Source organism: Micromonospora sp. NPDC002411 (assembly GCF_053592955.1).
In genome coordinates this window covers 1-26,420 of record NZ_JBSFBM010000052.1, presented here as the reverse complement: position 1 = coordinate 26,420, position 26,420 = coordinate 1, and the positions used below count along the sequence as shown (strand labels likewise).

21 protein-coding genes and 1 riboswitch are annotated in these 26,420 nt (G+C 71.7%); of the genes, 12 read left to right on the top strand and 9 right to left on the bottom strand.

Annotated elements, in window-relative coordinates; all coding sequences use genetic code 11:
• The coding region (locus tag ACWCO3_RS09490; RefSeq protein ID WP_450009361.1) for a nitrate- and nitrite sensing domain-containing protein at positions 1-2,131 on the bottom strand (2,131 nt) is incomplete at its 3' end.
• Entirely contained in the window at positions 2,118-3,296 is a 1,179-nt protein-coding gene (locus ACWCO3_RS09485) for a hypothetical protein (protein ID WP_450009360.1), read from the bottom strand. The genes ACWCO3_RS09485 and ACWCO3_RS09490, both read right to left, overlap by 14 nt.
• Before the next feature lie 373 nt (positions 3,297-3,669).
• Between ACWCO3_RS09485 and ACWCO3_RS09480 the strand changes: the two genes are divergently transcribed.
• Positions 3,670-6,534 (top strand): alpha/beta fold hydrolase, encoded by a 2,865-nt coding sequence (locus ACWCO3_RS09480; protein ID WP_450009358.1) that lies wholly within the window; start codon positions 3,670-3,672, stop codon positions 6,532-6,534.
• Positions 6,534-7,397 (top strand): ABC transporter permease, encoded by an 864-nt coding sequence (locus ACWCO3_RS09475; RefSeq protein WP_145778690.1) that lies wholly within the window; start codon positions 6,534-6,536, stop codon positions 7,395-7,397. The genes ACWCO3_RS09480 and ACWCO3_RS09475 overlap by 1 nt, the downstream gene beginning before the upstream one ends.
• 9 nt (positions 7,398-7,406) lie before the next feature.
• On the opposite strand, the gene ACWCO3_RS09470 is transcribed toward ACWCO3_RS09475, so the two are convergent.
• Positions 7,407-8,093 carry a DUF4232 domain-containing protein gene (locus tag ACWCO3_RS09470; RefSeq protein WP_244311540.1) on the bottom strand — a complete coding sequence of 229 codons (687 nt, stop codon included), beginning with the start codon at positions 8,091-8,093 and terminating at the stop codon, positions 7,407-7,409.
• 462 nt (positions 8,094-8,555) lie between these two features.
• On the opposite strand from ACWCO3_RS09470, the gene ACWCO3_RS09465 reads away from it, so the two are divergent.
• The gene (locus tag ACWCO3_RS09465; protein WP_450009356.1) at positions 8,556-9,005 is read left to right on the top strand and encodes a DoxX family protein; all 450 of its coding nucleotides are present in this window, start codon (positions 8,556-8,558) and stop codon (positions 9,003-9,005) included.
• A 157-nt stretch (positions 9,006-9,162) separates the two neighbouring features.
• Here the strand turns inward: ACWCO3_RS09465 and ACWCO3_RS09460 are convergent, their stop codons facing one another.
• Entirely contained in the window at positions 9,163-9,468 is a 306-nt protein-coding gene (locus ACWCO3_RS09460) for an ArsR/SmtB family transcription factor (RefSeq protein WP_278141945.1), read from the bottom strand.
• 91 nt (positions 9,469-9,559) lie between these two features.
• Between ACWCO3_RS09460 and ACWCO3_RS09455 the strand changes: the two genes are divergently transcribed.
• The 4 genes from ACWCO3_RS09455 to paaN all read left to right on the top strand — a co-directional run bounded on the left by ACWCO3_RS09455 (position 9,560) and on the right by paaN (position 15,039).
• Positions 9,560-10,528 (top strand): DMT family transporter, encoded by a 969-nt coding sequence (locus ACWCO3_RS09455; protein WP_145778693.1) that lies wholly within the window; start codon positions 9,560-9,562, stop codon positions 10,526-10,528.
• 68 nt (positions 10,529-10,596) lie between these two features.
• A riboswitch (SAM riboswitch) is annotated at positions 10,597-10,732 on the top strand.
• Between the two features lie 10 nt (positions 10,733-10,742).
• The gene (thrC, locus tag ACWCO3_RS09450) at positions 10,743-12,029 is read left to right on the top strand and encodes a threonine synthase (RefSeq protein WP_145778694.1); all 1,287 of its coding nucleotides are present in this window, start codon (positions 10,743-10,745) and stop codon (positions 12,027-12,029) included.
• A gap of 266 nt (positions 12,030-12,295) precedes the next feature.
• Entirely contained in the window at positions 12,296-13,315 is a 1,020-nt protein-coding gene (locus ACWCO3_RS09445; protein ID WP_450009353.1) for a GNAT family N-acetyltransferase, read from the top strand.
• 50 nt (positions 13,316-13,365) lie between these two features.
• The gene (gene paaN, locus ACWCO3_RS09440; RefSeq protein ID WP_357935580.1) at positions 13,366-15,039 is read left to right on the top strand and encodes a phenylacetic acid degradation protein PaaN; all 1,674 of its coding nucleotides are present in this window, start codon (positions 13,366-13,368) and stop codon (positions 15,037-15,039) included.
• A 103-nt stretch (positions 15,040-15,142) separates the two neighbouring features.
• Here the strand turns inward: paaN and ACWCO3_RS09435 are convergent, their stop codons facing one another.
• On the bottom strand, positions 15,143-15,676 hold the full coding sequence (locus tag ACWCO3_RS09435; RefSeq protein ID WP_145778697.1) for a GNAT family N-acetyltransferase: 534 nt from the start codon (positions 15,674-15,676) through the stop codon (positions 15,143-15,145).
• 309 nt (positions 15,677-15,985) lie between these two features.
• On the opposite strand from ACWCO3_RS09435, the gene ACWCO3_RS09430 reads away from it, so the two are divergent.
• The 3 genes from ACWCO3_RS09430 to groL all read left to right on the top strand — a co-directional run bounded on the left by ACWCO3_RS09430 (position 15,986) and on the right by groL (position 19,367).
• Positions 15,986-16,189 carry a cold-shock protein gene (locus ACWCO3_RS09430; RefSeq protein WP_088991357.1) on the top strand — a complete coding sequence of 68 codons (204 nt, stop codon included), beginning with the start codon at positions 15,986-15,988 and terminating at the stop codon, positions 16,187-16,189.
• Between the two features lie 95 nt (positions 16,190-16,284).
• A complete protein-coding gene (locus tag ACWCO3_RS09425) occupies positions 16,285-17,472 on the top strand; it encodes a hypothetical protein (RefSeq protein ID WP_450009349.1) in 1,188 nt (395 codons plus the stop codon).
• Between the two features lie 272 nt (positions 17,473-17,744).
• Positions 17,745-19,367 carry a chaperonin GroEL gene (groL, locus tag ACWCO3_RS09420; RefSeq protein WP_145778699.1) on the top strand — a complete coding sequence of 541 codons (1,623 nt, stop codon included), beginning with the start codon at positions 17,745-17,747 and terminating at the stop codon, positions 19,365-19,367.
• Positions 19,368-19,425: 58 nt separating this feature from the next.
• Here groL and ACWCO3_RS09415 read toward each other — a convergent pair whose 3' ends face one another.
• The 3 genes from ACWCO3_RS09415 to ACWCO3_RS09405 form a co-directional block, all read right to left on the bottom strand.
• A complete protein-coding gene (locus ACWCO3_RS09415) occupies positions 19,426-19,674 on the bottom strand; it encodes a hypothetical protein (protein WP_145778700.1) in 249 nt (82 codons plus the stop codon).
• Between the two features lie 79 nt (positions 19,675-19,753).
• On the bottom strand, positions 19,754-20,686 hold the full coding sequence (locus ACWCO3_RS09410; protein WP_450009347.1) for a GNAT family N-acetyltransferase: 933 nt from the start codon (positions 20,684-20,686) through the stop codon (positions 19,754-19,756).
• A 16-nt stretch (positions 20,687-20,702) separates the two neighbouring features.
• On the bottom strand, positions 20,703-23,279 hold the full coding sequence (locus ACWCO3_RS09405) for a S8 family serine peptidase (protein WP_450009346.1): 2,577 nt from the start codon (positions 23,277-23,279) through the stop codon (positions 20,703-20,705).
• Positions 23,280-23,454: 175 nt separating this feature from the next.
• On the opposite strand from ACWCO3_RS09405, the gene ACWCO3_RS09400 reads away from it, so the two are divergent.
• Complete coding sequence (locus ACWCO3_RS09400; RefSeq protein ID WP_145778703.1) at positions 23,455-25,287, top strand: glycerol-3-phosphate dehydrogenase/oxidase; 1,833 nt, start codon at positions 23,455-23,457, stop codon at positions 25,285-25,287.
• Between the two features lie 88 nt (positions 25,288-25,375).
• Positions 25,376-25,912 (top strand): hypothetical protein, encoded by a 537-nt coding sequence (locus ACWCO3_RS09395; protein ID WP_145778704.1) that lies wholly within the window; start codon positions 25,376-25,378, stop codon positions 25,910-25,912.
• Positions 25,913-25,922: 10 nt separating this feature from the next.
• Here the strand turns inward: ACWCO3_RS09395 and ACWCO3_RS09390 are convergent.
• Positions 25,923-26,420 (bottom strand): FAD-linked oxidase C-terminal domain-containing protein (locus ACWCO3_RS09390; RefSeq protein WP_450009344.1); only part of this gene is annotated, 498 nt, incomplete at its 5' end.

The window sequence follows — 26,420 nt, the reverse complement described above, 5'->3', positions numbered from 1 at the left end:
GCCGGATCCGCGGCCCGGCCGGCGCGGCCGACGGTTCCGGCGCCGGGGGCGTGGGGGGATCGGCCTGCTCGGGCTGGCTGTGGCCGAACGCGTTCCAGGACGGGCCAGCCTCCAGGCTGCGGGTGGCCCGGCTGAGGAGATCCGAGTCGAATCGGGCCGGCGAGGCGACGGCTGCCGCGAGAGCGCGGGCGTCCTGCTCGGTCTCCGCTGCCGCCGGCGTACGCCGGTCTCGTTCCGGAACGGTGGCCCGGGCCACGGCAGCTCCGGCCCGGTCGGCGCGGCGCAGCACCAGTGACGTCGACGGGATCTCCAGGTGTGCGGTCACCCCACCGCCTCCGGTGGCGGCCAGACCCACCTCCCAGCCGTGCCGACGTGCCAGCCGACCGACCACGAAGAGACCGAGCACCTCGGTGGGGGCCAGGTCGAGCCGTTCCCGGCGGGTGAACCGAGCGTTCTCCTCGGCCAGCCGCTGTTCGCTCATGCCGATTCCGTGGTCGACCACTGTGATCCGCGCGCCGAGGCCGGCCGCCTCGGCGGCCACCAGCACCCGGGTGTGCGGCGGCGAGAAGACCGTGGCGTTCTCCATCAGCTCGGCCAACGCCAGGATGAGGTCGCCGACCACCGCCGGCGCGGCCGAGATGCCCGCCGGCACCCGCACCTCGACCCGGGTGTAGTCCTCGATCTCGCCCAGCGCCAACCGGACCAGGTCGGCCAGCGGCACCGGCGCGGTGTGGCCGTCGGCCCCGGCCGCGCCGGAGAGCACCACCAGGCTGCCGGCGTTTCGGCGCAGCCGGCTGGAGATGTGGTCGAGGCGGTACAGGTGCTCCAGCCGACCCGGGTCGGCCTCCTGCTGCTCCAACCTGTCGATCAGTGCGATCTGCCGGCCCACCAGGTTCTGGGTGCGCCGCCCGACGTGACCGAACATCTGCGCCACGTTGCGTCGGCCGGCGACCTGCCGCTCGACCAGCCGCGCCGCGGTGTTCTGCACCCGGTCGAAGGCCCGCGCCAGGTCGCCGATCTCGTCGTTGGCCCGGATGTCCACCGGTTCCAAACGGACCGGTTGTGGGCTCTCCGCCTCGTCGTCGGTCACCCGGACCAGCTCGGCCTCGGCGACCCGGGCGACCCGGTCGGCGGAGCTGGTGAGGCGGGTCAACGGTCGAGCCACCGTCCGCGCGACCGCCACACTGAGCAGCACCACCAGCGTCAGGATCAACGCCGCCGCGGCACCGACCAGGTACGCGGCGGTGAGCGCCCGCCGCTGCTCGGCGGTCGCCTCGGCGAGGACGTCGGCGATCAGCTTCTTCTCGACGAACTGGCCGAGCCGGATCATCGTGCGGACGGCCGGGAAGAGCGCCTCCATCGGCACGGGGCGGACTGCGGCGGCCGGGTCCCGGGCGCTGGTGACCAGGAAGTCCGGGCTGGTACGAGCGGCCACAGCCGCGTCGTTGAGCTGGGCCACAGCGAGCTGTTCGGGCGTGATCAGGCTGCGGAAGCGTGCGTTGTCGACCTGGAGCGCGGCGATGCACGCCACGTAACCGGCGACGGTGTCCGGGGTGCCGGCCGCCTTGACGAGCAGACTCAACGTGGCGCAGGAGGCCAGGCCCTCGTCGGACCGGAGCAGCCCGTCGAGAGCGAGCACCTGACGACCCGGCAACGTGTCCGTGTCCACACCGAACACCAGCCGCAGGGACTCGATGATCCCCGTGTTGATCGGGCGGAACCTCTCCATCACCTGACCGGGGTTCGCGGCCCGGGCCAGCACGGCGGCCCGCAGGTCGACGAGGCTGTCCACCCGGTCCAGGGCGTTGTCCACCCGGTCGGTCAACGCTTCGTTGCGACCGGCTCTCAGGTCGGCCACCCGGTCGTCCACGTCGGCGGACTTGCGGACCAGTTCGCTCCGTTCCACCCGGCCGAGCAGGTAACCGATGGAGAGGATGCGTTCCTGCTGCAGCTCCTGGACCAGGCTGCCGACCCGGCTGGCGAGACGTACCCGCTCGGCGGTGTCGCCGGCCCGCTGCGCTGCGGCCACCCGGTCGAGCATGACCGGCACGGCGAGTCCGACCATGCTGAGCAGCGGGATCACCACGAGCAGGGCGAGCTTGCCGCGGATGCGGAGCCTACCGAGCAGCATCGAACGCCCCCCACTGTGCGGTCTCCGGTTCCCGGACGACGCCGGCGGGTTGCAGCCCCCGGGGCTCGCTGACCGTTGGCTGCCACGGGTCGTTGCGCACCGGAGTATCCGGGCTGTCGGTGTGGCTGGCGGCGAGGGCGGCCCGGCGTCGGGCCCGGGCAGCGGCGTTGACCAGCAGCGCGGCGAGCCAGCCCAGCAACAGCACTGCCACCACCCCCGCTGCGATGATCAACCAGTGGTCCCGGTCCAGCTCGTCGATGCGCTCCACCAGTTGGGCGTCGAGTTCGGCGAGGATGACCGGCTGAAGCTGACGCGCCGAGCGGTGCGTGTTGAGCGCGGCAGCGGCCAACTGGGTCTGGTCCACCAGACCCGTGCCCTTCGCCGGGGTGGAGTAGGCGGCCAGCGCCTCCACCGAGCGCTGGTAGGTGTCGAGCGGGGTCAGCACGTTGGCACCGAGGTCGGTGCTCTCCGAACCGTCCACGGCGGAGCGCAGGTTGTCGACGAGGTCGCCGGCGGGTGCCAGCGCGGCCACCCGCAGGCCGCTCAGCTCCATCAGGCCTCGGGCCTGCTCGGCGGCGGGCCGACGGGAGATCAGCGCACCCAGGTCGGCGAGCCGACCGGCGGCCACCACCGCCTCGGGCAGTTCCTGGCCGGCGCTGTCCTGAAGGAAGAAGGAGTCGGCCACGGGGTCGCGGACCAGCCCGGAGCTCTCCCGGACCTTGCGGTGCAGGGCCAGCAGAAGATCGGAGACCTCCCCGTACGCCGTGTACGCGGACTCCGGGTCGGAGGCGCTGCGTCCGCGCAGCGCCTCCAGCTTGGCCCGTACGCCGGCCCAGCGTTCCTGGCTGAGCAGTTCGACGCCGATGCGGGCGTCCACCGCGGCGGCCTCCTCGACCGCCCGGTCCAACGCCTCCTGGGCGACCGGGCGGCCGTTGACGGTGGCGGACTGGGCCTCCACCAGGGCGTCGGTGACTCCGGCCAGAGCGGTGAGGTACTGCACGCCGAGCCGTTCGCGGGCGGCCAGGGACCGGTCGTCACTGGTCTGTTGCCAGGCGAACGTGACGAGCAGCCCCACCGGCGCGAGTAGTGCCCCGATGAGCAGCAGCGGCAGCAGACGGCCCATGGTGGACGGCCGTCGGCGGGCCCGCGGCGCGGGGACTGTCATGTGTTGTCTCCTCCGGCGTGGGCGCGGATTGGCGCGGTCTCGGGTAGCCGAACAGTCCCGTGCACCGGACCGGAAAACTAATCGAACGCCCCACTCGTCAGGCCTTGGTCGCCGAGTCAGGTTCGCGTCACTTCGAGCGATGTCACCATTTGTCCGCGTCCTGGGCACGCTCTGTTGCGGCGATGGGTGTGACATGGAGGGATCGATAGGGATATCCGCGAAAAGATCGGAATTCACGGAATCCGAAGTCAACTCACTGGGCCGCGTCGGACGTTGCGCGCTCGCACCCTTGTCCGCCACCGATCGGGGCAACCGGACGGACGTACGGCGGATCTCAGCCAACGCTCAGGCTGTGGGCCGTACCGTGTGCCGCATGACACCGCCGTCGCCGGCCGCGTGGTTCCGGCGTGCCCTGCCCACCCGCCGTCGCGCGATCGCCGCAGCGGCGGTCGTCGTGCTCCTGGCCGCCGCCGTGACCTGGGCGGTGTGGCCGCAGGGGCCGGGCGTACGCACCGAGAGCGCGATGCTCACCGTCCGCTCCGGACCTGCCGGCGACCAACCGGTGGACCTGGACACGACCTTCTACCTGCCCGACGACGCGTCGTCGGGTCGGAAGGTGCCGGCGGTGCTGTTGGCGCACGGGTTCGGCGGCACGAAGGAGTCGGTGCGCTCCGACGCGGAGGAGTTCGCCGGGCGCGGCTACGCGGTGCTCACCTGGACCGCGCGGGGCTTCGGCCGCAGCGGCGGCGAGATCCACCTGGACAGCCCGGACTACGAGGTGCGGGACGCCCAGCGGCTGCTGGACTGGTTGGCAGCTCGGCCGGAGGTGCGGACCAACGCCGCCGGTGACCCGCAGGTGGGTGTGGTCGGCGGCTCGTACGGCGGCGGGTTGGCGCTGCTGCTGGCCGCCCAGGACACCCGGGTCGACGCGATCGTCCCGATGATTACTTGGAACGACCTGTCCCGGGCGTTCCTGCCGGAGAGCACCGGCGGGGCGCCGACCGAGGGCGTGTTCAAGAAGGGCTGGGCCGGCCTCTTCTTCGGTGGTGGGGGCAACGTGGGCTCCGGTCCGGCCGGGCTCTCCGGCGCGACCGCCGCCGCGCCACAGGGCGCACCGGAGTCGGCCGGTCCACCCAGCCCCGGGCCGGGCGCGGGCCCGGGCAACGGTCCTGGCGGCGCCCCGACCGGTGCCGCCGACCCGTCCTGTGGTCGCTTCGCCGCCGACGTGTGCGCCGCGTACCTGCGGATCGCCACCACCGGTCGCGCCGACCAGGCCGCCGTGGACCTGCTGCGTCGGTCCAGCCCGGCGGGCGTACTGGACCGGATCAAGGCGCCCACCCTGCTGGTGCAGGGCGAGGCGGACACGCTCTTTCCCCTCGGCGAGGCCGACGCGAACGCGCGCGGCATCGCCGCCACCGGCACCCCGGTCCGCGTCGCCTGGTTCACCGGCGGGCACGACGGGGGCAGTGGACCCCGCTCGGACGAGGACCGGGTGAAGTTCCTGACCGTCCAGTGGCTCGACCACTACGTCAAGGGTGAGGGCGGCGCGCCCGGTGACGACTTCACCTGGTCCCGGATCGCCGGGTTCGACGCGCTCGACAGGGGTCTCGTTGCCACCGCCTTCCGCCGCGCCGACTACCCGGGTCTGACCGGCAACGCGCGCCGGGAGATCCCGGTCGCCGGTCCGGCCCAGCCGGTCGCGAACCCGCCCAACGGCAACCCGGCCGCCATCTCCTCGATCCCGTTCGCGGGTGGCCTCGCCTCGCTGCTGGACGGCGTCGCCGGCGACGTGCCCGGCCAGCACGCCCGGTTCGAGTCGGCGCCGCTGACCGAGGCGGTGGACGTCGCCGGGGCGCCCACCGTCACCGTCCGGGCCGCGTCGCCGACCGGCGAGGCGGTGCTCTTCGTCAAGCTCTACGACGTCGACCCGGACGGCGCGGCCACCCTGCCGAACGGGCTGGTCGCCCCGATCCGGCTCACCGGCCTGCCGCAGCAGGTGCAGGACGCCCGCCCGGTCACCGTGACGCTGCCCGCGATCGTCCGGCGGGTGGAGGCCGGCCACCGGCTGCGCCTCGTGGTGGCCACCTCCGACCAGGCGTACACCACACCCGCGCAACCGACCGTCTACACGGTCGCGGCGGACGGCGCGGTCACAGTGCCCACTGTCAGCGGCGAGCCGATCCCCACCGCCGCGACGCTCTGGCGCTGGGTGCTCGCCGGCCTGCTCGCCGCCATCGCGGTCGGGCTCGTCGTGGTCGTCGCAGTGGTCCGCCGCCGACACCGTCGCCAGGACCGCTCGGTGCATCCGGAGTACGCGGACACCCCGCTGGCCGTGCGCGCACTACGCAAGGAGTACGCGGACGGCTTCGTCGCCGTGTCGAACGTGGACTTCGAGGTGCACCCGGGTCAGGTGGTGGGTCTGCTCGGGCCCAACGGCGCCGGCAAGACGACCACCCTGCGGGTGTTGATGGGGTTGACCCAGCCGACCGCCGGGGAGATCTACGTCTTCGGTCGCCGGCTGGTGCCCGGCTCGCCGGTGCTGTCGAGGATCGGCGCACTGGTCGAGGGGCCTGGTTTCCTGCCGCACCTGTCGGGTCTGGAGAACCTGAAGGCGTACTGGCGAGCCACCGGGCGGCCGTGGGAGGACGCGCAGTTCGACGCGGCGTTGGAGATCGCCGGCCTGGGCGACTCGGTGCACCGGAAGATCAAGAACTACAGCCACGGCATGCGTCAGCGCCTGGCCATCGCCCAGGCCATGCTCGGCCTCCCCGAGTTGCTGGTGCTGGACGAGCCCACCGACGGGCTCGACCCGCCGCAGATCGCCGAGATGCGCCGGGTGCTCCAGCGCTACGCCACGGACGGTCGGGCGGTGCTCGTCTCCAGCCACCTGTTGGCCGAGGTCGAGCAGACCTGCACGCACGCGGTGGTGGTGAACAAGGGCCGGATCGTGGCGTCCGGGCCGGTGGAGGAAATCGTGGGCGAGTCGCCGAGTGTGCTGTTCGACGTCAGCGACCGGGTCGCGGCGCGGGCGGTGCTGGACCGGCTGCACGGCGTCCGGGTGCTGCCGGAGAGCGACGGCCAGTTGGTGGTGGACACCAACGGCACGGCCCGCAGCGAGGTGGTGGCCGAGCTGGTGCGCGCCGGCATCGGGGTGGACCGGGTGGTGCCCCGGCGCCGCCTGGAGGACGCGTTTCTCGCCCTGGTGGGCGAGAACTCTCGGGGAAGCGGTGACCGGTGATGGTTGTTTCCGAAGCGGGCGAGGCCCGCGGTTACCGGGCGTCGGCCACCATGCCCTTCGCGGCGGAGTTCCGGCGGCAGGCGTCCCGGCGGCGTACCCAGTTGGCGCTCGGCTTCATGGTGCTGCTGCCGCTGATCATCCTGATCGCCTTCCAGTTCGACTCGGGCGACGACGACAACGGCCGCAACGAGTTCTCCAGCCTGGTCGAGTTGGCCACCTCGGGCGGCCTCAACTTCACCCTGTTCTCGATCTTCGTGTCGGCGTCGTTCCTGCTGGTGGTCGTCGTCGCGCTGTTCTGCGGGGACACGGTGGCGAGCGAGGCGAGCTGGGGGAGCCTGCGTTACCTGCTGGCGATCCCGGTGCCCCGGGCCCGGTTGCTGACGGTGAAGCTGGTGGTCGCGCTCGCGTACTCGGGGCTGGCCCTGCTGTTGTTGGCCGGGACCGCGCTGCTGGTCGGGACCCTGCGGTACGGCTGGTCGCCGCTGCGCAGCACGGTCGCCGCCGAGCTGGAACCCACCGAGGGGCTGCTCCGGTTGCTGGCGGTGCTCGGCTACCTGGCTGTCGTACTCCTGGTGGTGGCCGGGCTGGCGTTCCTGCTGTCGGTGACCACTGACGCCGCGTTGGGCGCGGTGGGTGGCGCGGTGCTGCTGTGGATCCTGTCCAGCATCCTGGACCAGATCACCGCCCTGGGCGCGGTACGCGACTTCCTGCCCACCCACTTCAGCACCGCCTGGCTGGGGCTGCTGTCGACCCCGGTGCAGACCGACGACGTGGTACGCGGCTGCGTCTCGGCGATCGGCTACGCGACGCTGTTCTGGGGGTTGGCGTTCTGGCGCTTCACCCGCAAGGACATCACGTCCTAGGGGCTGCGCTCACAGCCGACCCTCCGGCGGGCTCACCGACGACGGCACCGCGCTCGGCGCCGGCGGCCGGGCTGGACGCGTCGGCACCGGCGTGGCCGGGGCGGCCTTCTTCCAGGCGCTGACGCCGATCCGGCCGGTGTTGCCGAGGTCGACCGGCCCGTCCGGGTCGACCTCGGCGGCCGGCTGCCCGGCAGCCGGTGCGACAGTCAGGTACTTCCCGTTCGTCGCGACCACTGTCGAATCGGTGACGAGGTTGCGCCAGAGCACCACGGCGGTGGCCCGCTCGGCGGGGGCGAGGGTGACCGGCCCGGCCGGCTGGTCGAAGCCCGAGGTGATCTCCTTGGCGCCGTTGACCACGCGCAGCATGACCGGCTCGCGCTGTTCGTCGAACACGTGCAGGATCGGGTACCCGTTGAGCTGGTAGGGGCGGTCGCCGCAGTTGACCAGCTCAAGGCCGAGGGCGCGTAGGCCCATCGCGGCGTCCGACCCGGTGGACCGGATCTGCACGCCGGAGGCCGGACACGCCGCCAGCGGCTCGATGCTTGCCGACGGGGTGGGGCTCGACAGGGTCGGCGGCGGGCCCGTCGGGTCTCCGCCCTGGCCGCGATGGTCGCCGGGGGTGCAGGCGGTGAGCAGAAGAGCTGCCGCGATCGCTGCGCCGGCCCGTCGCCGTGCTGCCGTATGGCTGGAGATCATCTGTCGATCCTCACCCATCGAGGTGTCCCACTGCTGCCCGACCCTCGCAGCGCCGGGCGGGCCGTTCCAGTCCGGCGCTTCCGCCATTGCGTCGCTGCCCGGTCGCGCCGCGGCAAGATCGTGCTCGATCCTGGATGTAGTGGCATTCAGTCCGTTTGAAGCCACTACATCCAGGATCGAGCGTGACCTTGACTAGCGGCCTTCCTGCCCCGGGTGCCGGGCAGCTGGACAGGTGCCATCCATACTATGGGAGCGTGCCCACGAGATCTTTGCCTGTGTTGTTCGCGCATTGGTGCAGGTCTGTGGCTTGGCAGCCTCCTCGCGCGGCGAGGAACGCTCGACTCGGCGCGCTCGACGGCGGTACATTCCGACCGGGGACTTTCCCACTAGCAAGGAATTTATAAGCTTCGATACTTTCATGCCTCACATTGAAGAGATCTGTTTCCTTCGATGGAGGTACCCATGAACGTCTCTCGGCTCGGCGGGCCGACCCTGTCCCTGTTCCGCATCGTGATCGGTCTGTTGTTCGCGTTGCATGGTCTGACTTCGGTCTTCGGGTTGTTCGGCGGCAACCCGATGACCGGCCAGGCGGTACCGGTCGGCACCTGGCCAGGCTGGTGGGCCGCCCTGATCCAGTTGGTCTGCGGCGCCCTGGTGCTAGTCGGGCTGTTCACCCGACCAGCCGCCCTCCTCGCGTCCGGCTCGATGGCGTACGCCTACTTCGTTGTGCACCAGCCGGACCACCTGCTGCCGCTGCAGAACGGGGGTGAGCTGTCGGCCCTCTTCTGCTGGTCGTTCCTACTGGTCGCCGCGCTCGGCTCCGGCCCGTGGGCGCTCGACTCGCTGCTCTTCCGACGCCGCGCCGACGCTCCGCCGTCCTCGGTGGCCGAACCCAGCCCGGTGTCCGTCTGACCGCACCCGTTCCGCGCGTCGCCGGAGCCCCGACGAGGTGGTTCCGGCGACGCGCGCCGGGGGAGTGGTCTGGGGAAGTGGTCCGTCCGGTGATGCCGTGAACGATTCAGCTCCAAAGAGTGCGCGGGACAGGTTCGGGACCAGGGGGCCGGGGTGGTCAGGCCGGCGGGCGGGAGGTGAGGACCGCGTCCAGGAGGCCGGGGTAGAGCTTGTCCACCTCGTCGCGGCGGAGCCGCACCAGGCGGCTGGTGCCGGCGGCGCGGGTGCGGGTCAGGCCCGCCTCGCGCAGCACCTTCAGGTGGTGGCTGCGGGTCGCCTTGGAGACGCCGAAGTCGAAGCTTCCGCAGGCGGCCTCACCGCCCTCGGCGAGCGCCCGGACGATCTGTAGCCGCACGTCGTCAGCGAGTGCGGCCAGCACAGCAGTGACCGGTACGGCGGTCAGGTCGGGCTCGTGCGGCTCCATGTGACCAGTGTAACCGTTGTTCGACAATTCTCGAACAAGCTCCTAGGGTCGGTGTCGTTAGTTCGACGATACTCGAACATTGGAGCTGCCGATGCGATCCCGCGCCGCCGCTTACCCGCTGATCGCCGTCCTCGGCTGGGGGGTGATGTTCCCGGTCCTGGCCAGCGCGTTGAACCGGGTCGACCCGCTCAACCTGACCACCGCCCGTTACCTCCTCGCCGCCGTCGTCCTGGTCGCCATCCTGCTGCTCCGCGAGGGTGTCGACGCGCTGCGGCCCGGTGCCCGGATGGTCGAGGTGGCGGTACTCGGCGTGGTCGGCTTCGCCGGCTTCAACGTGCTCACCAACCTGGCGCTCGAACACGCCGCCCCGCAGCAGGTGTCGCTCTTCGTGGCCACCACCCCGGTGATCACCCAACTGGTCCGTTGGGCCCGTGACGGCGTACGCCCGAAGCCGCTCCTGCTAGGCCTCTCCCTGGTGGCGCTCCTCGGCGTCGGCCTGGTGATCACCCGCGGCAGCCTGGCCGGGCTCGGTCAGTTCGGTGTCGGCGGTCTGATGATGATCGGCGCGGTGCTCGGTTGGGGCATCTACACGCACGGTGCCAGCCGCTTCGGCGGGTGGTCGCCACTGCGCTTCACCACGCTGACCGCGCTCGCCGGCACCGCCGCGATGCTGGCCGCGAGCATCGGCGCGGACGCCGTCGGCTGGCAGCACGCGCCGGCCGCCGCCGACCTCGTGGCGGTCACCCCACAGTTGGCGTACGCCGTGATTGTGGGAGCTGTCATCGCGGTGCTTGCCTGGAACACCGGAGTGCAGCGGCTCGGTGCCGCCAACGCCGCGCTGTTCATGAATCTGGTCCCGGTGACCACGTTCGCGGTGCAGATCGCCCGCGGCTACCGTCCGGAGCCGGTCGAGTTGGTCGGTGCCGCCGTCACCATCGCCGCGCTGGTCGCCGCGAACCTGGCCAACCGCCCCCGGACCCGGGCCTCGTCGCTGCCCGGCGCGAGCGCGGTCACGGATCCGATCGCGGTGACCGACCGCGCGGCGGTGAGCGCCCGCTGACCCACTACCTGGGATCAGCGGTAGCTACTGCCGACAGCGTTGTCCTAGACTCGACGGCACAACTGCATACCTCATCCAGAGGGGCTGAGGGATACGGCCCGACGACGCCCCGGCAACCACCCCGCGCGCTCACCGCTGAGCGACAGGCGGGGCAGGTGCCAATTCCGTCCCCGCCGCACCGTGCGATGCGGGGAAAGATGAGAGGACTCTCGACATGACGTCGACGCTCGCCGCCTCCGGCATCGACACCTCCGCCAGCCCCGCCCGCGCCCTGGTCTGCCGTGCCTGTTCGGCGCGCTACCCGCTCGTCGCCCAGCACGCCTGTTACGAGTGTTTCGGCCCGCTGGAGGTCGACTACGACACCGCCGCCCTGGCGACGGTCACCCGGGAGCAGATCGAGGCCGGGCCGAAGAACATCTGGCGGTACGCCGCACTCCTCCCCGCCGGTCAGGACCCGACCACCCGGGTCACCCTCGACCCGGGGCTGACCCCGTTGGTGGCGGCCCCGCACCTCGCCGCCGAGCTGGGCATCACCGCGCCACTCTGGGTCAAGGACGACAGTGCCAACCCCACCCACTCCTTCAAGGACCGGGTCGTCTCGGTGGCGCTCACCGCAGCGAGGGCGCTCGGCTTCACCCGGTTCGCCTGCGCGTCGACCGGCAACCTGGCCAACTCGGTGGCCGCGCACGGCGCCCGTGCCGGAGTGCCCTCGGTCGTCTTCATCCCCAGTGACCTGGAACAGGGCAAGGTCATCACCACCGCCGTCTACGGCGGCGAGCTGGTCGCCATCGACGGCTCGTACGACGACGTCAACCGGCTCTGCGGCGAACTGGTGGAGACCGACGAGTTCGAGGACACCGCGTTCGTCAACGTCAACGTCCGGCCGTACTACGCGGAGGGCTCCAAGACGCTCGGCTACGAGGTTGCCGAGCAGCTCGGGTGGCGGATCCCGGCGCAGGTGGTCATCCCGATGGCCAGCGGCGAACTGCTCACCAAGATTGACAAGGCGTTCACCGAGCTGGTGGAGATCGGTCTGGTCGAGGCGCCGGCCGGCGGGTGGAAGGTCTTCGGCGCCCAGTCCGCCGGTTGCAACCCGATCGCCGTCGCCCTGCACGACGACGCCGACTCGATCACCCCGGTCAAGCCCACCGGCATCGCCAAGTCGCTCAACATCGGCGACCCGGCCGCCGGTGTCTACGCCCTGGAGGCGGTCCGCCGCACCGGCGGTTGGATGGAGTACGCCGACGACGACGAGATCCGCGCGGGCATCCGCGATCTGGCCCGCACCACAGGTGTCTTCGCGGAGACCGCTGGCGGTGTGACAGTGGCGGTGTTGCGCAAGCTGGTCGAGTCCGGTCGGCTCGACCCGACCGCGGAGACCGTGGTGTTCAACACCGGCGAGGGCCTCAAGACCATCGACGCGGTGGCCGGTCAGGTCGGGCCGACCCACCACATCAAGCCCTCGCTGCGGGCCGCCCGCGACGCCGGCCTCCTCGGCTGATCCCTCATCGTCCAGACGGAGGCGGGGCGATCCGCCGGGTAACTGGGTTTTCGCTGTGAGTGTGGAAAACCCTCCGCTACGGACTTGACGGCAGGAACCGGACGGCGCAAGATGCTCCGTGCGGGAGGGCATTTCGCCGAAGACTTTTGAAGTTCTTGCGACCCAACGCCGGAGGCGTTGTGCGAGTGTCCCTCCCGACCACGTTCGATCGGGCCAGCGAGTAATTCGCTGGCCCGATCGCTTTTCCGGGGCGCACGCTCAGCGGCATGAGCATCACCATCACATCGTTCGACGGTGCCGAGCGGGCCGCTGTCGACGAGGCGTACCGGATCGGGTCGGCGGCCAACGACGTCGACCTGCCGGACTTCCCGCCCTTCTGCCGGCGACGCTTCGACGCGCTGTTCCATACGCCCATGCCCGGCACCCGGTCGCTCTGGGCGCTGGCCCGACTCGATGGTGTGCCAGCCGGCTACCTCCAACTGGACCTGCCCCAGTTGGACAACACCGACAACGCCACTGTCGAGCTGGTGGTGCACCCCGAGCTGCGGCGGCGGGGCGTCGGCCGGGCGCTGCACGAGCACGCGGTGCGTCTGCTCCGCGAGCACGGGCGCAAGAGGGTCGTCGCGATGGCCGTCTCCGCGCTGCCCGACGGCCCGGCGCGGCCGGCCGCTGGTGACGCCTTCGCCGCAGCCACCGGCGCCCGGTCCGCGTTGGCGGAGGTGCGTCGACGGCTCGACGTCGGAGGGATCGACCGGGTCGCGTTGCGCGCGGCGTTGGCCGAGGCCCGGCCGCGGGCCGAGGGTTACCACTCGGTCTGCTGGCAGGGAACAACCCCGCAGGAGTACGTCGCGGACATCGCCTACCTGGACGGCCGGCTGCTCATGGACGCGCCCATGGGCGACGTGCAGTGGGAACCGGAGCAGGTGGACGCCGAACGCATCCGCGGCAACGAGCGCGCCCTGGACGCCAGAGGTCGGAGGCGCTACCACCTGGGGATGCGACACGAGGAGTCCGGCCGGCTGGTCGCCTGGACCCTGCTGGACGTGGGCGCCTCCGCCAACTGGCACGCGTTCCAGCAGATCACCATCGTCGACCCGGCCCACCGTGGGCAGCGGCTCGGCCTGATCGCCAAGGCGGAGAACCTGCACCACCTGCTCACCCACGAGCCGGCGGTACAGGTGATCGACACCTGGAACGCGGCCAGCAACAGCTACATGGTGGCGATCAACGAGCAGCTCGGCTTCCGCCCGGTGGACGCCTGGACCGACTGGCAGCTCACCCTCTGACGGGTATCGGCGCTACTGCTCGCGTACCTGCCTCAGGCATGATGGCGGGCATGACGGAGACCCCGCATCCCCTGTACGAGAGGCACGCCGACACCCTCAACCGTGCGCTGACCGCGATCACGGAGCGGGGCTACTGGTCCGCCTATCCCGAATCTCCCAGTCCCCGGGTGTACGGCGAGACCGCCGCCGCCGACGGCAAGGCCGCCTTCGAGGCGTACCTCGGTGGTGATTTTCCGCTCGACCAGCCGGGCGCCGGCGTGCGGGTCGCCACCGAGACGAGCCCGTTCGGGGTGGAGTTGGCGGTGCGGTACCCGCACGCCGGTCCCGGCGAGCTGGTGAGCGCCGCCTCCGCCGCGCTGCCCGCGTGGCGCGACGCCGGCCCGCAGGCCCGGGTGGGTGTCTGCCTGGAGATCCTCGACCGGCTGCACAAGCACATCTTCGAGCTGGCCAACGCGGTGCAGTTCACCAGCGGGCAGGCGTTCGTGATGGCCTTCCAGGCCGGCGGCGCGCACGCGCTGGATCGTGCCCTGGAGGCGCTGGCGTACGCGTACGCCGAGATGACCCGTCACCCGGGCACCGCCGGTTGGGAGAAGGCCGCAGGCAAGGGCGACCCGCTGCGGATGACCAAGACGTTCCACGTGGTGCCGCGTGGGGTGGCGCTGGTGATCGGCTGCAACACCTTCCCGACCTGGAACTCGTACCCCGGGCTGTTCGCCTCGCTGGTCACCGGCAACCCGGTGATCGTCAAGCCGCACCCGCGCGCGGTGCTGCCGTTGGCCATCACTGTGAAGTACGCCCGGGAGGTGCTCGCCGAGGCGGGCTTCGACCCGAACCTGGTCATGCTGGCGGCCGAGGCCCCCGGTGAGAAGCTCGCCAGCGACCTGGCCCTGCACCAGGCCGTCAAGATCGTCGACTTCACCGGTTCCACCGAGTACGGCGACTGGCTGGAGACGCACGCCCGGCAGGCGTCGGTCTACACCGAGAAGGCCGGTCTGAACACCGTCGTCATCGACTCCACCGACGACTTCGCCGGCATGTGCCGCAACCTCGGTTTCACGCTGACCCTCTACAGCGGTCAGATGTGCACCACCTCGCAGAACATCCTCATCCCGGCCGGCGGCATCGACACCGACCAGGGGCACAAGAGCTTCGACGAGGTGGCCGGCGGGATCGCCGCCGCGGTCGGCAAGCTCACCGCCGACCCGGCCCGGGGTGTGGAGCTGACCGGCGCCATCGTCAACGACGGGGTGTTGGAGCGGTTGGCCGAGGTCACCAAGGTCGGCGAGCCGGTGTTGGAGTCGCGGGCCGTGGACCACCCGGCGTACGCCGACGCGGTGGTGCGTACCCCGACGATCGTGAAGCTGGCCGCTGACGACGCGGAGACGTACGGCCGGGAGTGGTTCGGGCCCATCTCGTTCGCCATCGCGACCGACTCGACGGCGCACAGCCTGGAGCTGCTGCGTCGCACGGTCGGCGAGAAGGGCGCGCTCACCGCCGGGGTCTACTCCACCGACGAGTCGGTGCTGGACGCTACCGAGGCGGTCGCGGTCGAGGTGGGGGTGCACCTGTCCTGCAACCTCACCGGCGGTGTCTTCGTGAACCAGTCGGCGGCGTTCTCCGACTTCCACGGCAGTGGCGCCAACGCGGCGGCCAACGCGGCCCTGACCGACGGCGCGTACGTGGCGAACCGCTTCCGGATCGTCCAGTCCCGACGACCGGCCTGACGCTCGACGGCCGAAGTGATCAAGAGGTTTGCGTCAGCGCGAGGGCGATTCCTGACGCAAACCTCTTGATCACCGGTCGCTGGCGGGAGGGGAGGGTGGGGGGTCAGGCTGGGCGGCGCATCTGCAGCTCCGTCATCGCGGGGATGTTCGGGTGGGGGACTCGTACGCCGGTGTCCTCGAAACCGAGCCGTTGGTAGGCGCGGTAGGCGCGGTCGTTGCCCACCACGACCTCCAGCAGCAACTCCGGTCGGCCGCAGGACCGCGACCAGGCGGCCACACCATCGATCAGCTCGCCGAGCAGGCCGCTGCCCCGCCAGGTCGGCGTGACGTACACGGCGTAGATCACGGTCAGCCCCGCCTCGGTCGGAGCGATGGTGCCGCCGGCGTGCCCGACCAGCCGCCCACGGCCCGGGTCCGCGACGAACTGCGCGTTGTTTGGGCCGGCGGAGGTGTAGGCGACCCGCGCGGCGTACTCGGCGTGGGACCGGGCCGCCGCGTCCGCGATCGTCTCCAGGAAGGCCAACGGCGCGTCGGCGAGCATCTCCAGGCGCAGCGCCCGCATCCGGGCGGCATCCATCGGCCGAACCCGGCGGATCTCCGCCTGCCGTAGGCCGGGCGAACCGGTGTCGATGGTCATGTCCGCATGCCTACCACAGGGCGGAACCGGTTTCCGGCCGCGCCTCTCAGCCGCCGGTAGCCCATGGGCCCTCACCGCCATCCACCACCCTGGATCCCGGTGGATCGGAAAACCGGTCCGCCGACATGATCCAGCCGCACTGAAATATGCCCGATTTGTGGTCGTGCACGGCTGTCACTCCTCGTGTAGCGTGCGATTTCGGTCACCGCTTTCAATGGCCGTCATCGATTGCTGAGCGGTGCTCCGATGGCGTCCGGCTGTGTCGTGCGCCGGGCAGGCAACGCCGCGCAGAGTGAGGGAAGTGGCACCGTGGCACAGGGTTCCGTGAAGTGGTTCAACGCCGAAAAGGGTTACGGCTTCATCGCCGTCGACGGCGGTCAGGACGTGTTCGTCCACTTCTCCGCGATCGAGATGGACGGCTACAAGGCGTTGGAGGACGGCCAGCGGGTGGAGTTCGAGATCGCGCAGGGCCAGAAGGGTCCGCAGGCGGAACACGTACGCGTCATCGGCTGAATTTCGTGCACCGACAGCCCCGCGCGTCGGGGCAGCGGCACGGGCGCGCAACCGGGAAGATCGTGAACCGTTCCAGCCGATGCTGAGGAGCGTTCATGACCGACCAGCCACCCTCGTCCACCCCACCGTCCGGGCCGGGTGAGCCGGGCCCGTCCGACCCGACCCAGAGCCAACCCGGCCCTGCCGGTCCGCCGCCGGGTGGGGAACCAGGCGTACCGCCGGCCGGTCCTCCACCGGGGTGGGACCCCGCGCAGGGTGCCTGGGGTGCGGGCGGTCCTCCGCCGGGTGCGGATCCGGCGCAGGGCGCCTGGGGTCCGCCGCCGCAGGGCTGGGTGTTTCCGCCCACCGGGGGCTACCCGCCCGGCGCGGGTCCCTACGGCGGGCAACAGTGGCATCCGGGGCCGCCGATCGGGTGGTACCCGCCCGGTTACGGCTTCGACCCGAACGATCCCCTGGTCACCCCACCCGGCGCCGGCATCGGCGGCTGGTTCACCAGGTGCGGGGAGGCGCTGCGCCGGGGCTGGCGGCAGTTGGTGCCCATCATGCTGCTCACCCAGGTGTTGCCCGCGGCGGTGCTGTCGGTGATCTCTCTCGGGTTGGACCCGTCGGCCACGTGGGCTGCCGAGGTCGAGACGAGTTCGACAGCCGCGCTGCCGGACAACTTCGTCGCGGAACTGGCGGGTCTTTTGGCCGTGCTGGTCGGCGGGAGTCTGGTGATCGGCCTGGTGCAGGCCATCGGGTGGGCCGCCGGCAGTTGGATGATCACCCGGCAGGCCGTCGGTCAGCCGGCCAGCCTCGACTCCGCGCTCCGCTACGGCCTTCGTCGGGCGCTCGGACTGTGGGGCTGGACCCTGCTGGTCAGTCTGCTCATCGGCATCGGAGTCTGCTTCTGCGTACTCCCGGGCATCTACCTGGCGTTCGCGCTGAGCATGGCCGGCCCGGTCTACCTCTTCGAGCGCCACAACCCGATCGGCCGATCGTTCCGGATGTTCCACGACCGGCTCGGCCTGCTGCTCGGCCGGGTGGCGCTGGTGGCCCTCGCGGTGATCGTCGTCAGCTTCGTCGCCAGCGCCATCGAAGGGTTCGGCACCGCCGCGTTCGGTACGGATCCCTTCGCCTCGGCGGGCACCGCGGTCGGTGCGGTGGTGGTGATCGGAGTCACCGCGGTCCTGGCCCTGCCGGCCCACCTCGCCCAGATGATCGGTCTGCTGCTGACGTACACCGAGCAGCGCGCCCATGAGGCGCCGGTGAACGCTGCCGGACTGGCCGCCGAACTCGGCTGAGCGGCCTCATCGTGCTTGCACTCGGCAGGGGAGAGTGCTAAACAAGTCATTGGCACTCGCATACCGTGAGTGCCAATGGTCGGGACGGTGGGGCCAGGTTGCACCGGCGTGGAGACGCCGGGGCGGCACATGGCCGGTCGTCGCGGGCTATCCGGCCCGGCCGAAGGACGTCGTCGTCGCCAGGTGGCGACGTCCCAAGGTGCGTACACCAGGCGGCCCATCCGAGGCACACATCTCGGGTGGCCCGTGAGTGTCCAGGAGGACAACGCCGTATGGCCAAGATGATCGCGTTCGACGAAGAGGCGCGCCGCGGCCTCGAGCGGGGCATGAACCAGCTCGCCGACGCCGTAAAGGTGACCCTCGGCCCCAAGGGCCGCAACGTCGTGCTCGAGAAGAAGTGGGGTGCCCCCACCATCACCAACGATGGTGTGAGCATCGCCAAGGAGATCGAGCTCGAGGACCCGTACGAGAAGATCGGCGCTGAGCTGGTCAAGGAGGTCGCCAAGAAGACCGACGACGTTGCCGGTGACGGCACGACGACGGCGACCGTCCTGGCCCAGGCCCTGGTTCGCGAGGGCCTGCGCAACGTGGCCGCCGGTGCCAACCCGATGGCCCTGAAGCGGGGCATCGAGGCCGCGGTCGCGAGCGTCTCGGAGGAGCTGTCCAAGCTCGCCAAGGACGTCGAGACCAAGGAGCAGATCGCCTCCACCGCCTCCATCTCCGCTGGCGACAGCACCGTCGGCGAGATCATCGCCGAGGCGATGGACAAGGTCGGCAAGGAAGGCGTCATCACCGTCGAGGAGAGCAACACCTTCGGGCTGGAGCTGGAGCTCACCGAGGGTATGCGCTTCGACAAGGGCTACATCTCGGCCTACTTCATGACCGACCCGGAGCGTATGGAGGCCGTCTTCGACGACCCGTACATCCTGATCGCCAACAGCAAGATCTCGTCGGTGAAGGACCTGCTCCCGATCCTGGAGAAGGTCATGCAGTCGGGCAAGCCGCTGCTGATCATCGCCGAGGACCTGGAGGGCGAGGCCCTCGCCACCCTGGTGGTCAACAAGGTCCGTGGCACCTTCAAGTCGGTCGCCGTCAAGGCGCCGGGCTTCGGTGACCGCCGCAAGGCCATGCTGACCGACATCGCCATCCTCGCCGGTGGCCAGGTCATCAGCGAGGAGGTCGGCCTCAAGCTCGACGCCGCCAGCCTCGACATGCTGGGCCGCGCCCGCAAGGTCGTGGTGACCAAGGACGAGACCACCATCGTCGACGGTGCCGGTGACGCCGAGCAGATCCAGGGTCGGGTCAACCAGATCCGGGCCGAGATCGACAAGAGCGACTCCGACTACGACCGGGAGAAGCTGCAGGAGCGGCTGGCCAAGCTGGCCGGCGGCGTTGCGGTCATCAAGGTCGGCGCGGCCACCGAGGTCGAGCTCAAGGAGCGCAAGCACCGCATCGAGGACGCCGTTCGCAACGCGAAGGCCGCCGTCGAGGAGGGCATCGTCCCGGGTGGTGGCGTCGCGCTGGTCCAGGCCGGCAAGACCGCCTTCGACAAGCTCGACCTGGTCGGCGACGAGGCGACCGGTGCGAACATCGTCAAGGTCGCGCTGGACGCCCCGCTGCGGCAGATCGCCGTCAACGCCGGCCTCGAGGGCGGCGTCGTGGTGGAGAAGGTCCGTAACCTCGAGTCGGGTCACGGCCTCAACGCCGCCAACGGCGAGTACGTCGACCTGCTGGCCGCGGGCATCATCGACCCGGCCAAGGTGACGCGCTCCGCGCTGCAGAACGCCGCTTCCATCGCGGCGCTGTTCCTCACCACCGAGGCCGTTGTCGCGGACAAGCCGGAGAAGACCCCGGCTGCCCCGGCTGGCCCGGGTGGCGGGGACATGGACTTCTGAGTCCAGTTCCGACACACCGAACGGGGCGGGCCGCTGACGCGGTCCGCCCCGTTCGTCGTCAGGTCGGTAGGGGGCGCTGGTTGCGCCGTTTCTGCGCCCGGTCGTACGGCGGAAGCAGTTGGATCGGGGCGTCCACCATCTCGCGCGGCTCCTCGACCACCGGCGGCTCCCCGTCGGTGGTCATCTCGGCGAGTTGCTCGGCATCGCCGTAGTCGAGCCGGTCGAACGGCAGTTGGCCGGGGAGCTCGCCGACCGGTTTCCAGGTGATCGGCGGGCCGTCCTCGGTCTGGTCGTCATCCGTGGTCATGGCTGCCTCCTCTACCGAAACGGTAGGGGGCATCGATGGCCCGATGCGGGCGAATGGATCCATGTCCCGTTTGACGTGTTTATTCCGTCAACGTCCGTCGGTACAGGAAGAAGACCCGCTCGATCCAGGCGCCCGCGCTGCCCGAGTAGAACGGCACCGGCCCCACCCAGCCGATCTGCGCCCGGTCCAGCCCGGCTGCCTGCTGATCCCGGAGGCAGCGCCGCAGCAGCACCCCACCGATGCCTGAGCCCTCGGCCGCCGGCGCGGTGCCCATCGGCCCGAACCAGCTGGGCCGCGACGACCCGTACGCGGCGAAACCGAGCACCTCGCCGCCCCGCTCCGCCAGGTGGCAGCCAGCGCCGTCACGACCCACCGACCCGCTCAACTCTCCGTCCCACGTGCCGCCGAAGGTGGACCGGGCGAACGTGGTGAGCGCCGGCAGGTCCCTCGGCTCCGCCCGGCGTACGGTCACGCCCTGGTCGGCCAGCCGACGCTCCGCCGCCTCCGTGGACCGCAGTGCCGGCGACCCGTCGTACGACAGGTCGGCGGTCATGTTCCAGGCGGTCCGGTCCTGCTGGTAGCCCAGCGTCAGGGCGGTGCACACCGCCGGCGTGTAGCGGACGTCGATGCCCGGCCACGCGTAGTACGGCGGGTTCCCGGCCAACAGCACCTCGGTCACGCCGCGCTCGGCGAGCACCTGCTCGGCCCGGCGCAGCAGCGAACGGCCGACACCTCGACGGCGCTGCTGCGGGAGAACCGCGACCAGGTCGACGTGCCCGATGCCCGGCTCGGTCGACGACTCCGAGCAGATCAACACCCCGACCAGGTCCGCGTCCCGGTACGCGCCCAGCCCCACCACCCGCCGGTCGCCGGCGGCCCGAGGCCAGAGCACGTCCACGATGGGTGCCGCCTCGGCGGCGTCCTCGGGCAGGTCCAGAGCCTGCTCGCAGAGCCGCACCACGGCGGGGACCAGGTCGGCGCTCAGCTCGGTGACGGTGATCTCGGCGTCCATGGTCGCCGACCCTAGATCACCGGGTACCGGGTCGCACCCCCGCGGCGGCGCTGACAGCGGCGTACGCGTCGACCTGGCCGGCGCCGGTGACGTTCGACGGAGTGCCGCAGTCGTCGGACGGGTTGCGGGAGCGGTACGTCGGGGTGGCCGCCGTGGCGGTGTCCCGCAGGATCTGCCGGGTCCGGGTCAGGTCGCCGACCAGCGCGGGGTTCGCCGACCACATCAGTGCGACCACCCCCGCCACCTGCGGGGTCGCCATCGAAGTGCCGTCCAGCGCCGCGTACGTGCCGCCCGGCATGGCCGACACCACATCGACACCCGGCGCCAGCACGTCCGGCTTACCCACGCCCGGCACCGGCCCGCGCGAGGAGAACTCCGCGACCCGTCCCTGCGAGTCCACAGCGCCCACGGTCAGCACGTCGGGGAACGGGGCTGGCGGGTCGTCGATCGACGTGCACCACGGGCCGGTGTTGCCGGCCGCGGCGACCACGAAGATCCCGGCGGCGTCCAGAGCTGCGGTGGCCGGTCGCAGCACACGCCGGTCGCACCCCTCGATGGACGGGCAGCCCCACGAATTGGTCAACACCTGCGGTGCGCGCTCCGGGCGGCCGTCCGTGAACGGGTCGCCACCGGTCGGGAACGGGGCCAGCATGAACTGGAGGCAGTCCAGGTAGTGCCCGGGGCTGCCGAGGTTGCGGTCCAGGTTGACGCAGCCCACCCACTGCGCGTCCGGGGCCACCCCGATGCCGTCCCGCCCGACCGCGCTGCCGACCGTGTGGGTGCCGTGTCCGCCCTGGTCGGTGGGGCTGCGGGTGCCGTCCCACGGGTCGTACCAGGAGTCGTCGCCACCGCGGAACTGCGCTCGCAGCGCCGGGTGGGTGCCGTCCACCCCCGAGTCCGAGCTGCCGACCACGATGCCCGATCCGGTCACCCCGAGCTGGGACCAGACCTTGTCGGCACCGATCTGGCTGATGTTCCACTCCGGACCGGTGGGCTTGGGCGCGGTGCCCCGGCTCTGCCCGGCCGGGGCCGGCAGTGGGCGGAGGCGTTGGCTGATCAGCACCCGGTCCACCTCCGGCCGGCGGGCGAGCCACGCGCGCACCGCCGGGCCGCCGTCCACCTCGACGGCGTTCACGAGGTAGTACGACACCGGGTCGAGTCGGAGTCGGTTCAGCTCCCGGAGCAGGTCGGCCTGGCTCTGCTCGGCGGTCGCCACCAGCCGCCGGTAGACCTCCGTCGCCCGGGCGTCCCGACCGGCCCGACCCGCCGCGCCGGTCGGCAGACCGGTCAGGTCCGCCTGCGCGCGCAGCACCACCAGCAGCCGCTCGCCGTAGAGGCCGGGTTGGCCGGGGCCGAGGTCGACCACGCCGAACGCCACCAACAGCACCATGGCGGTCACCGCGGCGACCCGACGGTTCGGGGTACGCGCCGACGGCCGGGCGAGCAGCACCGCGTACCCGATGGCGACCAGGACGGCGACGGCGAGCCCGGCGCCGGTCGCAGCCGCCACCCAGAACGGAACGTCCCGGGTGCCGATCAGCAGCAGGCTGATCTCTTCCGGGTCGGTGAAGGCGAGCGGGCCGAGCGCGGTCAGGCCCACGAGCCAACCGGTCGCCGTCCGGCCGGCGCGTGCGGCGTCGGCCGGGTCGACGGTGGGCCGCCAGGCCGCAGCCCACAGGGCGGCCAGTGCGAAGCCCGCCGGCGGCAGGGTCCACAGCGCGGGCAACTGCGCGCCGGACTGGCCGGTGCCGGCCGCGAGCAGCAGCAGCGCAACCCCGGCGACCAGGCCTCCGACCAGCACCAGCCGGCCCGGCCGGGGTGGCCGGCCGACCGCGAACCGGGACCAGAACGTGGCGTCCAGCAGGGTCGCGGCCAACAATCCGAGCGCGGCGGACGCCAGCAGCGCGAGCATCGTCTCCAGGAGCCCGCCGAGCGCGCCCAGCCAGGCCCACGGCAGCAGCATCGCCAACCCGGCGGCGACCGCGAGCAGCGGCACCGCCCCCGGCCGGTGTGCACGTCCGGCCGGCTCTGCCCCGGTCCGTGCGGCGTCGCCGGCTTCGGTCGGTGCGACGTCGTCGGCTCCGACCCGTGCGACGTCGTCGGCTTCGATCCGCGCGGTGTCGCTGTTCTCGGTGGGTGCCGCGCCGCTGACCGCTGCGGCTGCTCCCGGGTACGCCTGCCGGCGGGCCGACCGGCGCACGACAAGTGCGGTGAGCGTGGCTACGGCGGCCAGCGCGGCGAGGTACGCCTCGTGGTGCACCGGCGGCACGACCCGCAGCGCGGTGAGCACCGCGAGCGCGACGGCCCCGACGAACCAGACCCGCCCGGTGGCCCGGACCGTTGTCAACCGGGGCACGACGGCGAGCAGCAGGGCGGGCGTGCCCACCAGCACGACAGCGGCCAGGCCGAGCACCGGCCAGAGCCAGCCGACCCGGTCCCGTCCGAACCCGAGCAGCACCTGATCGGTGACCCAGCCGCCGGACTGGATGGCCACGGTGACCGCGACCGTCCAGCAGCCGACCAGCACGGCCGCGACCACCGGCCAGGGGGAACCGCGATCGTTGAGGTCGTGGTGCGCAGGCTCACCGTGCATCCGAGAACCTTACGACCAATGTCGAACGGTTCAGACCCGGACATCGCGTCGCGGTCGGATGGAGGCCCTGATCAAGGCAGGAGGGGCGGCTACGCCGGTCCGAGCGGGGTACAGGCGAGCACGGCACGGGCGGGCGACGAATGTCGACAGGCGGGCACGGGGTTACCGTGGACGGGTGCGTGATCCGAATGTCTCCCGATCCGTCGCCGGCCAGCTGTCGCCGGTCCGCCGCGTGTCCGACCTGCGCCGACTGCGCGCCGAGCGCTTCGACGTGCTGGTCATCGGGGGCGGGGTGACAGGTGCCGGCGCGGCCCTGGACGCGGCGTCCCGGGGCCTCAAGGTGGCCCTCGTCGAGGCGCGCGACCTCGCCGCCGGCACCTCCAGCCGGTCCAGCAAACTCATCCACGGCGGCCTGCGCTACCTGGAGCAGTTGGAGTTCCACCTGGTGCACGAGGCGCTCACCGAGCGCGGCCTGCTCGCCACCCGGCTCGCGCCGCACCTGGTCCGTCCGGTGCCGTTCCTGGTGCCGCTGCCGGCCGGCCGGGGCCTGCGCGACCTGCCCGCCCGGATCTTCCGCCGCTCGTACTACGGCGCGGGCGTGGCCACCTACGACGCCTTCGCCGGGCTCTTCGGCGGTGGCCGGGGGATGCCGCTGCACCGGCACCTGACCCGGGAGGGCGCCCGCCGGATCTTCCCGAGTCTGCGGGCCGACGCGCTGGCCGGGGCGATCCGCTACTACGACGGGCAGGTCGACGACGCCCGCCTGGTGGTCACCCTGGCCCGCACCGCCGCCAGCCTCGGCGCGACAGTGGTGAGCAGCGCCCGTGCCGTCGGGCTGATCCGGCAGGCGCGTGAGGTGACAGGTGTCCGCGTACGCGACCTGGAGGCGCCGGCGGGCTCACCGGACGCGGAGTTCGAGGTGCACGCCCGTACCGTCATCGCCGCCACGGGTGTGTGGAGCGACGACATGTCCCGGATGCTGAACGACGTGGGCCTGCGGCCCGGCATCCGGGTACGCGCGTCCAAGGGGGTGCACCTGGTGGTGCCCCGCTCGGCGATCACCGGTGAGACCGGGCTCATCCTGCGTACGGCGAAGTCGGTGCTCTTCGTCATCCCGTGGGGCGGGCACTGGATCATCGGCACCACGGACACCGACTGGCGGCTGGACCGGTCCCACCCGGCGGCCTCCGCGAGCGACATCGACTACCTCCTCGAACAGGTCAACACCGTGCTGGACCGGCCGTTGACCACCGCCGACATCGAGGGCGTCTACGCGGGGCTGCGGCCGCTGCTGGCCGGCGAGGCCGACTCGACCTCGAAGCTCTCCCGCGAGCACGCGGTCTTCGAGCCGATGCTCGGGTTGCTGCTGGTCGCCGGTGGCAAGTACACGACGTACCGGGTGATGGCCTCCGACGTGGTCGACCGTGCGGCCCGCAGGCTCGGTGGGACCCGCCCGTCGCGTACCGCCGACCTGCCGCTGCTGGGCGCCGACGGATATCCGGCGATGTGGCGGGACCGGGCCGACCTGGCCCGCCGGCACGGCGTACCGGTGGGTGTGGTGGAGCATCTGCTGGAGCGGTACGGCAGCCTCGCCCTGGACCTGCTGACGCTTGTCGACGCCGATCCGCTGCTCGCGTCTCCGCTGGCGGGTGCTCCGGAGTATCTGGCGGCCGAGGTCGCGTACGCGGCGCGGGCCGAGGGCGCGCTGCACCTGGAGGACGTGCTGACCCGACGGACGCGGATCTCGTTCGAGACCAGTCATCGGGGGTTGGAGTCGGCGGAGCACGCCGCCGAGTTGATGGGCGCGGTGCTGGGTTGGGACGCGGCGACCCGGGCCCGCGAGGTGGAGCACTACCGCGCCCGGGTGGAGGCGGAGCGGCAGTCTCAGCTGATGCCGGACGACGCGGCGGCGGACGCGGCCCGGCTCGGTGCTCCGGACGTTCGTGGTTACGCGGCCGACCGGGGTGGCGACGACGACCAGGCGGAGCTGCGATCGTCCGCTCGATGACGAATTGCGACGTTACCAATGGGTAACCATCGATACCGACCCGGATGGTGGTTTCGAACGCTACCTACGGTGGGGTAGGTTTCCGCGCGTGCTACCCCGCGCGCGCCCCCGTCTGCTCCCACCCCTCCTCGCCGTCGCGCTCGCCGGCGCCCTGACCGGGTGCTCGCTGTTCGACGGCGGCGAGCCGGGTAAAACCGTCGCGCAACCGACCGCAGCCGTGGCGGGAGGTGGGTCGCAACTGGAGATACCCGCCACCGTCGCTGCCGGTCAGGTCACCCTGGTCCAACGGCTCGGCGAGGACGGCCCACTGCGCACCCTGAGCGTCGAGCGCAACGGCGCGTGGCAGTGCCTCGACTGCGCCGGCGACGGGGTTACCTCCCGGGGCACCCTCGCCCCGGAGTTGACCGAACGGCTCCAGGTGCTGCTCGCCAACCCGGCGCTGGCCGACGAGACCGACCAGGCCCGGCGCTACCGGACCACCTGCATCGACGCGCTGACGTCCAGCCTCATCACCTCGGCCGGGCTGATCACCTCGCAGGACTGCCCGGGTGAGGAGCGCACACCTGTCGCCGGCGAGATCCTGCTGCTGCTCACCCAGGCGACCCCGGCCGAGGTCAAGGGCTGACCGCAGCCGCTCAGAGCACCTTGCCCGGGTTGAGCAGACCGGCCGGGTCGAGCGCCGACTTGATCGCCTGGTGCACCCGGACGCCGACCGGCCCGATCTCCCGGGCCAGCCAGTCCCGCTTGAGCAGCCCCACCCCGTGCTCGCCGGTGCACGTGCCGCCCAGGTCGAGGCCGAGCCGCATGATCTCGTCGAACGCCCGCCGGCCCCGCTCCACGCTCGCCGGGTCGGCCCGGTCGACCACGATGTTCGGGTGCATGTTGCCGTCCCCGGCATGCCCCACCACGCCGATCGGCACCTCGCACTCCGCCGCGATCCGGGCCACCCCGTCCAGCAGCGCCGCGAGCGAGCCACGTGGCACCGCCACGTCGTCGATCACCAGACCGCCGTTGCCGCCCGGGTACGCGTCGGCGGCGAACTTCTCCATCGCCGGGTGCGCCAGCCGACGGGCCTGCAGGAGCGCCGCCGCCTCCACCGCGTCGGTGGCCGCGTAGACCTCGTCGGCGCCGGC

What these genes read in the sequence shown, in the direction of transcription:
- ACWCO3_RS09465 (WP_450009356.1), top strand. Translation starts at nt 8,556, where the DNA reads ATGAACGTCTCTCGGCTCGGCGGGCCGACCCTGTCCCTGTTCCGCATC.
- ACWCO3_RS09475 (WP_145778690.1), top strand. Translation starts at nt 6,534, where the DNA reads ATGGTTGTTTCCGAAGCGGGCGAGGCCCGCGGTTACCGGGCGTCGGCC.
- groL (WP_145778699.1), top strand. Translation starts at nt 17,745, where the DNA reads ATGGCCAAGATGATCGCGTTCGACGAAGAGGCGCGCCGCGGCCTCGAG.
- ACWCO3_RS09405 (WP_450009346.1), bottom strand. Translation starts at nt 23,279, where the DNA reads ATGCACGGTGAGCCTGCGCACCACGACCTCAACGATCGCGGTTCCCCC.
- ACWCO3_RS09425 (WP_450009349.1), top strand. Translation starts at nt 16,285, where the DNA reads ATGACCGACCAGCCACCCTCGTCCACCCCACCGTCCGGGCCGGGTGAG.
- paaN (WP_357935580.1), top strand. Translation starts at nt 13,366, where the DNA reads ATGACGGAGACCCCGCATCCCCTGTACGAGAGGCACGCCGACACCCTC.
- ACWCO3_RS09480 (WP_450009358.1), top strand. Translation starts at nt 3,670, where the DNA reads ATGACACCGCCGTCGCCGGCCGCGTGGTTCCGGCGTGCCCTGCCCACC.
- ACWCO3_RS09445 (WP_450009353.1), top strand. Translation starts at nt 12,296, where the DNA reads ATGAGCATCACCATCACATCGTTCGACGGTGCCGAGCGGGCCGCTGTC.
- thrC (WP_145778694.1), top strand. Translation starts at nt 10,743, where the DNA reads ATGACGTCGACGCTCGCCGCCTCCGGCATCGACACCTCCGCCAGCCCC.
- ACWCO3_RS09455 (WP_145778693.1), top strand. Translation starts at nt 9,560, where the DNA reads ATGCGATCCCGCGCCGCCGCTTACCCGCTGATCGCCGTCCTCGGCTGG.
- ACWCO3_RS09485 (WP_450009360.1), bottom strand. Translation starts at nt 3,296, where the DNA reads ATGACAGTCCCCGCGCCGCGGGCCCGCCGACGGCCGTCCACCATGGGC.
- ACWCO3_RS09460 (WP_278141945.1), bottom strand. Translation starts at nt 9,468, where the DNA reads ATGGAGCCGCACGAGCCCGACCTGACCGCCGTACCGGTCACTGCTGTG.
- ACWCO3_RS09435 (WP_145778697.1), bottom strand. Translation starts at nt 15,676, where the DNA reads ATGACCATCGACACCGGTTCGCCCGGCCTACGGCAGGCGGAGATCCGC.
- ACWCO3_RS09470 (WP_244311540.1), bottom strand. Translation starts at nt 8,093, where the DNA reads ATGATCTCCAGCCATACGGCAGCACGGCGACGGGCCGGCGCAGCGATC.
- ACWCO3_RS09410 (WP_450009347.1), bottom strand. Translation starts at nt 20,686, where the DNA reads ATGGACGCCGAGATCACCGTCACCGAGCTGAGCGCCGACCTGGTCCCC.
- ACWCO3_RS09415 (WP_145778700.1), bottom strand. Translation starts at nt 19,674, where the DNA reads ATGACCACGGATGACGACCAGACCGAGGACGGCCCGCCGATCACCTGG.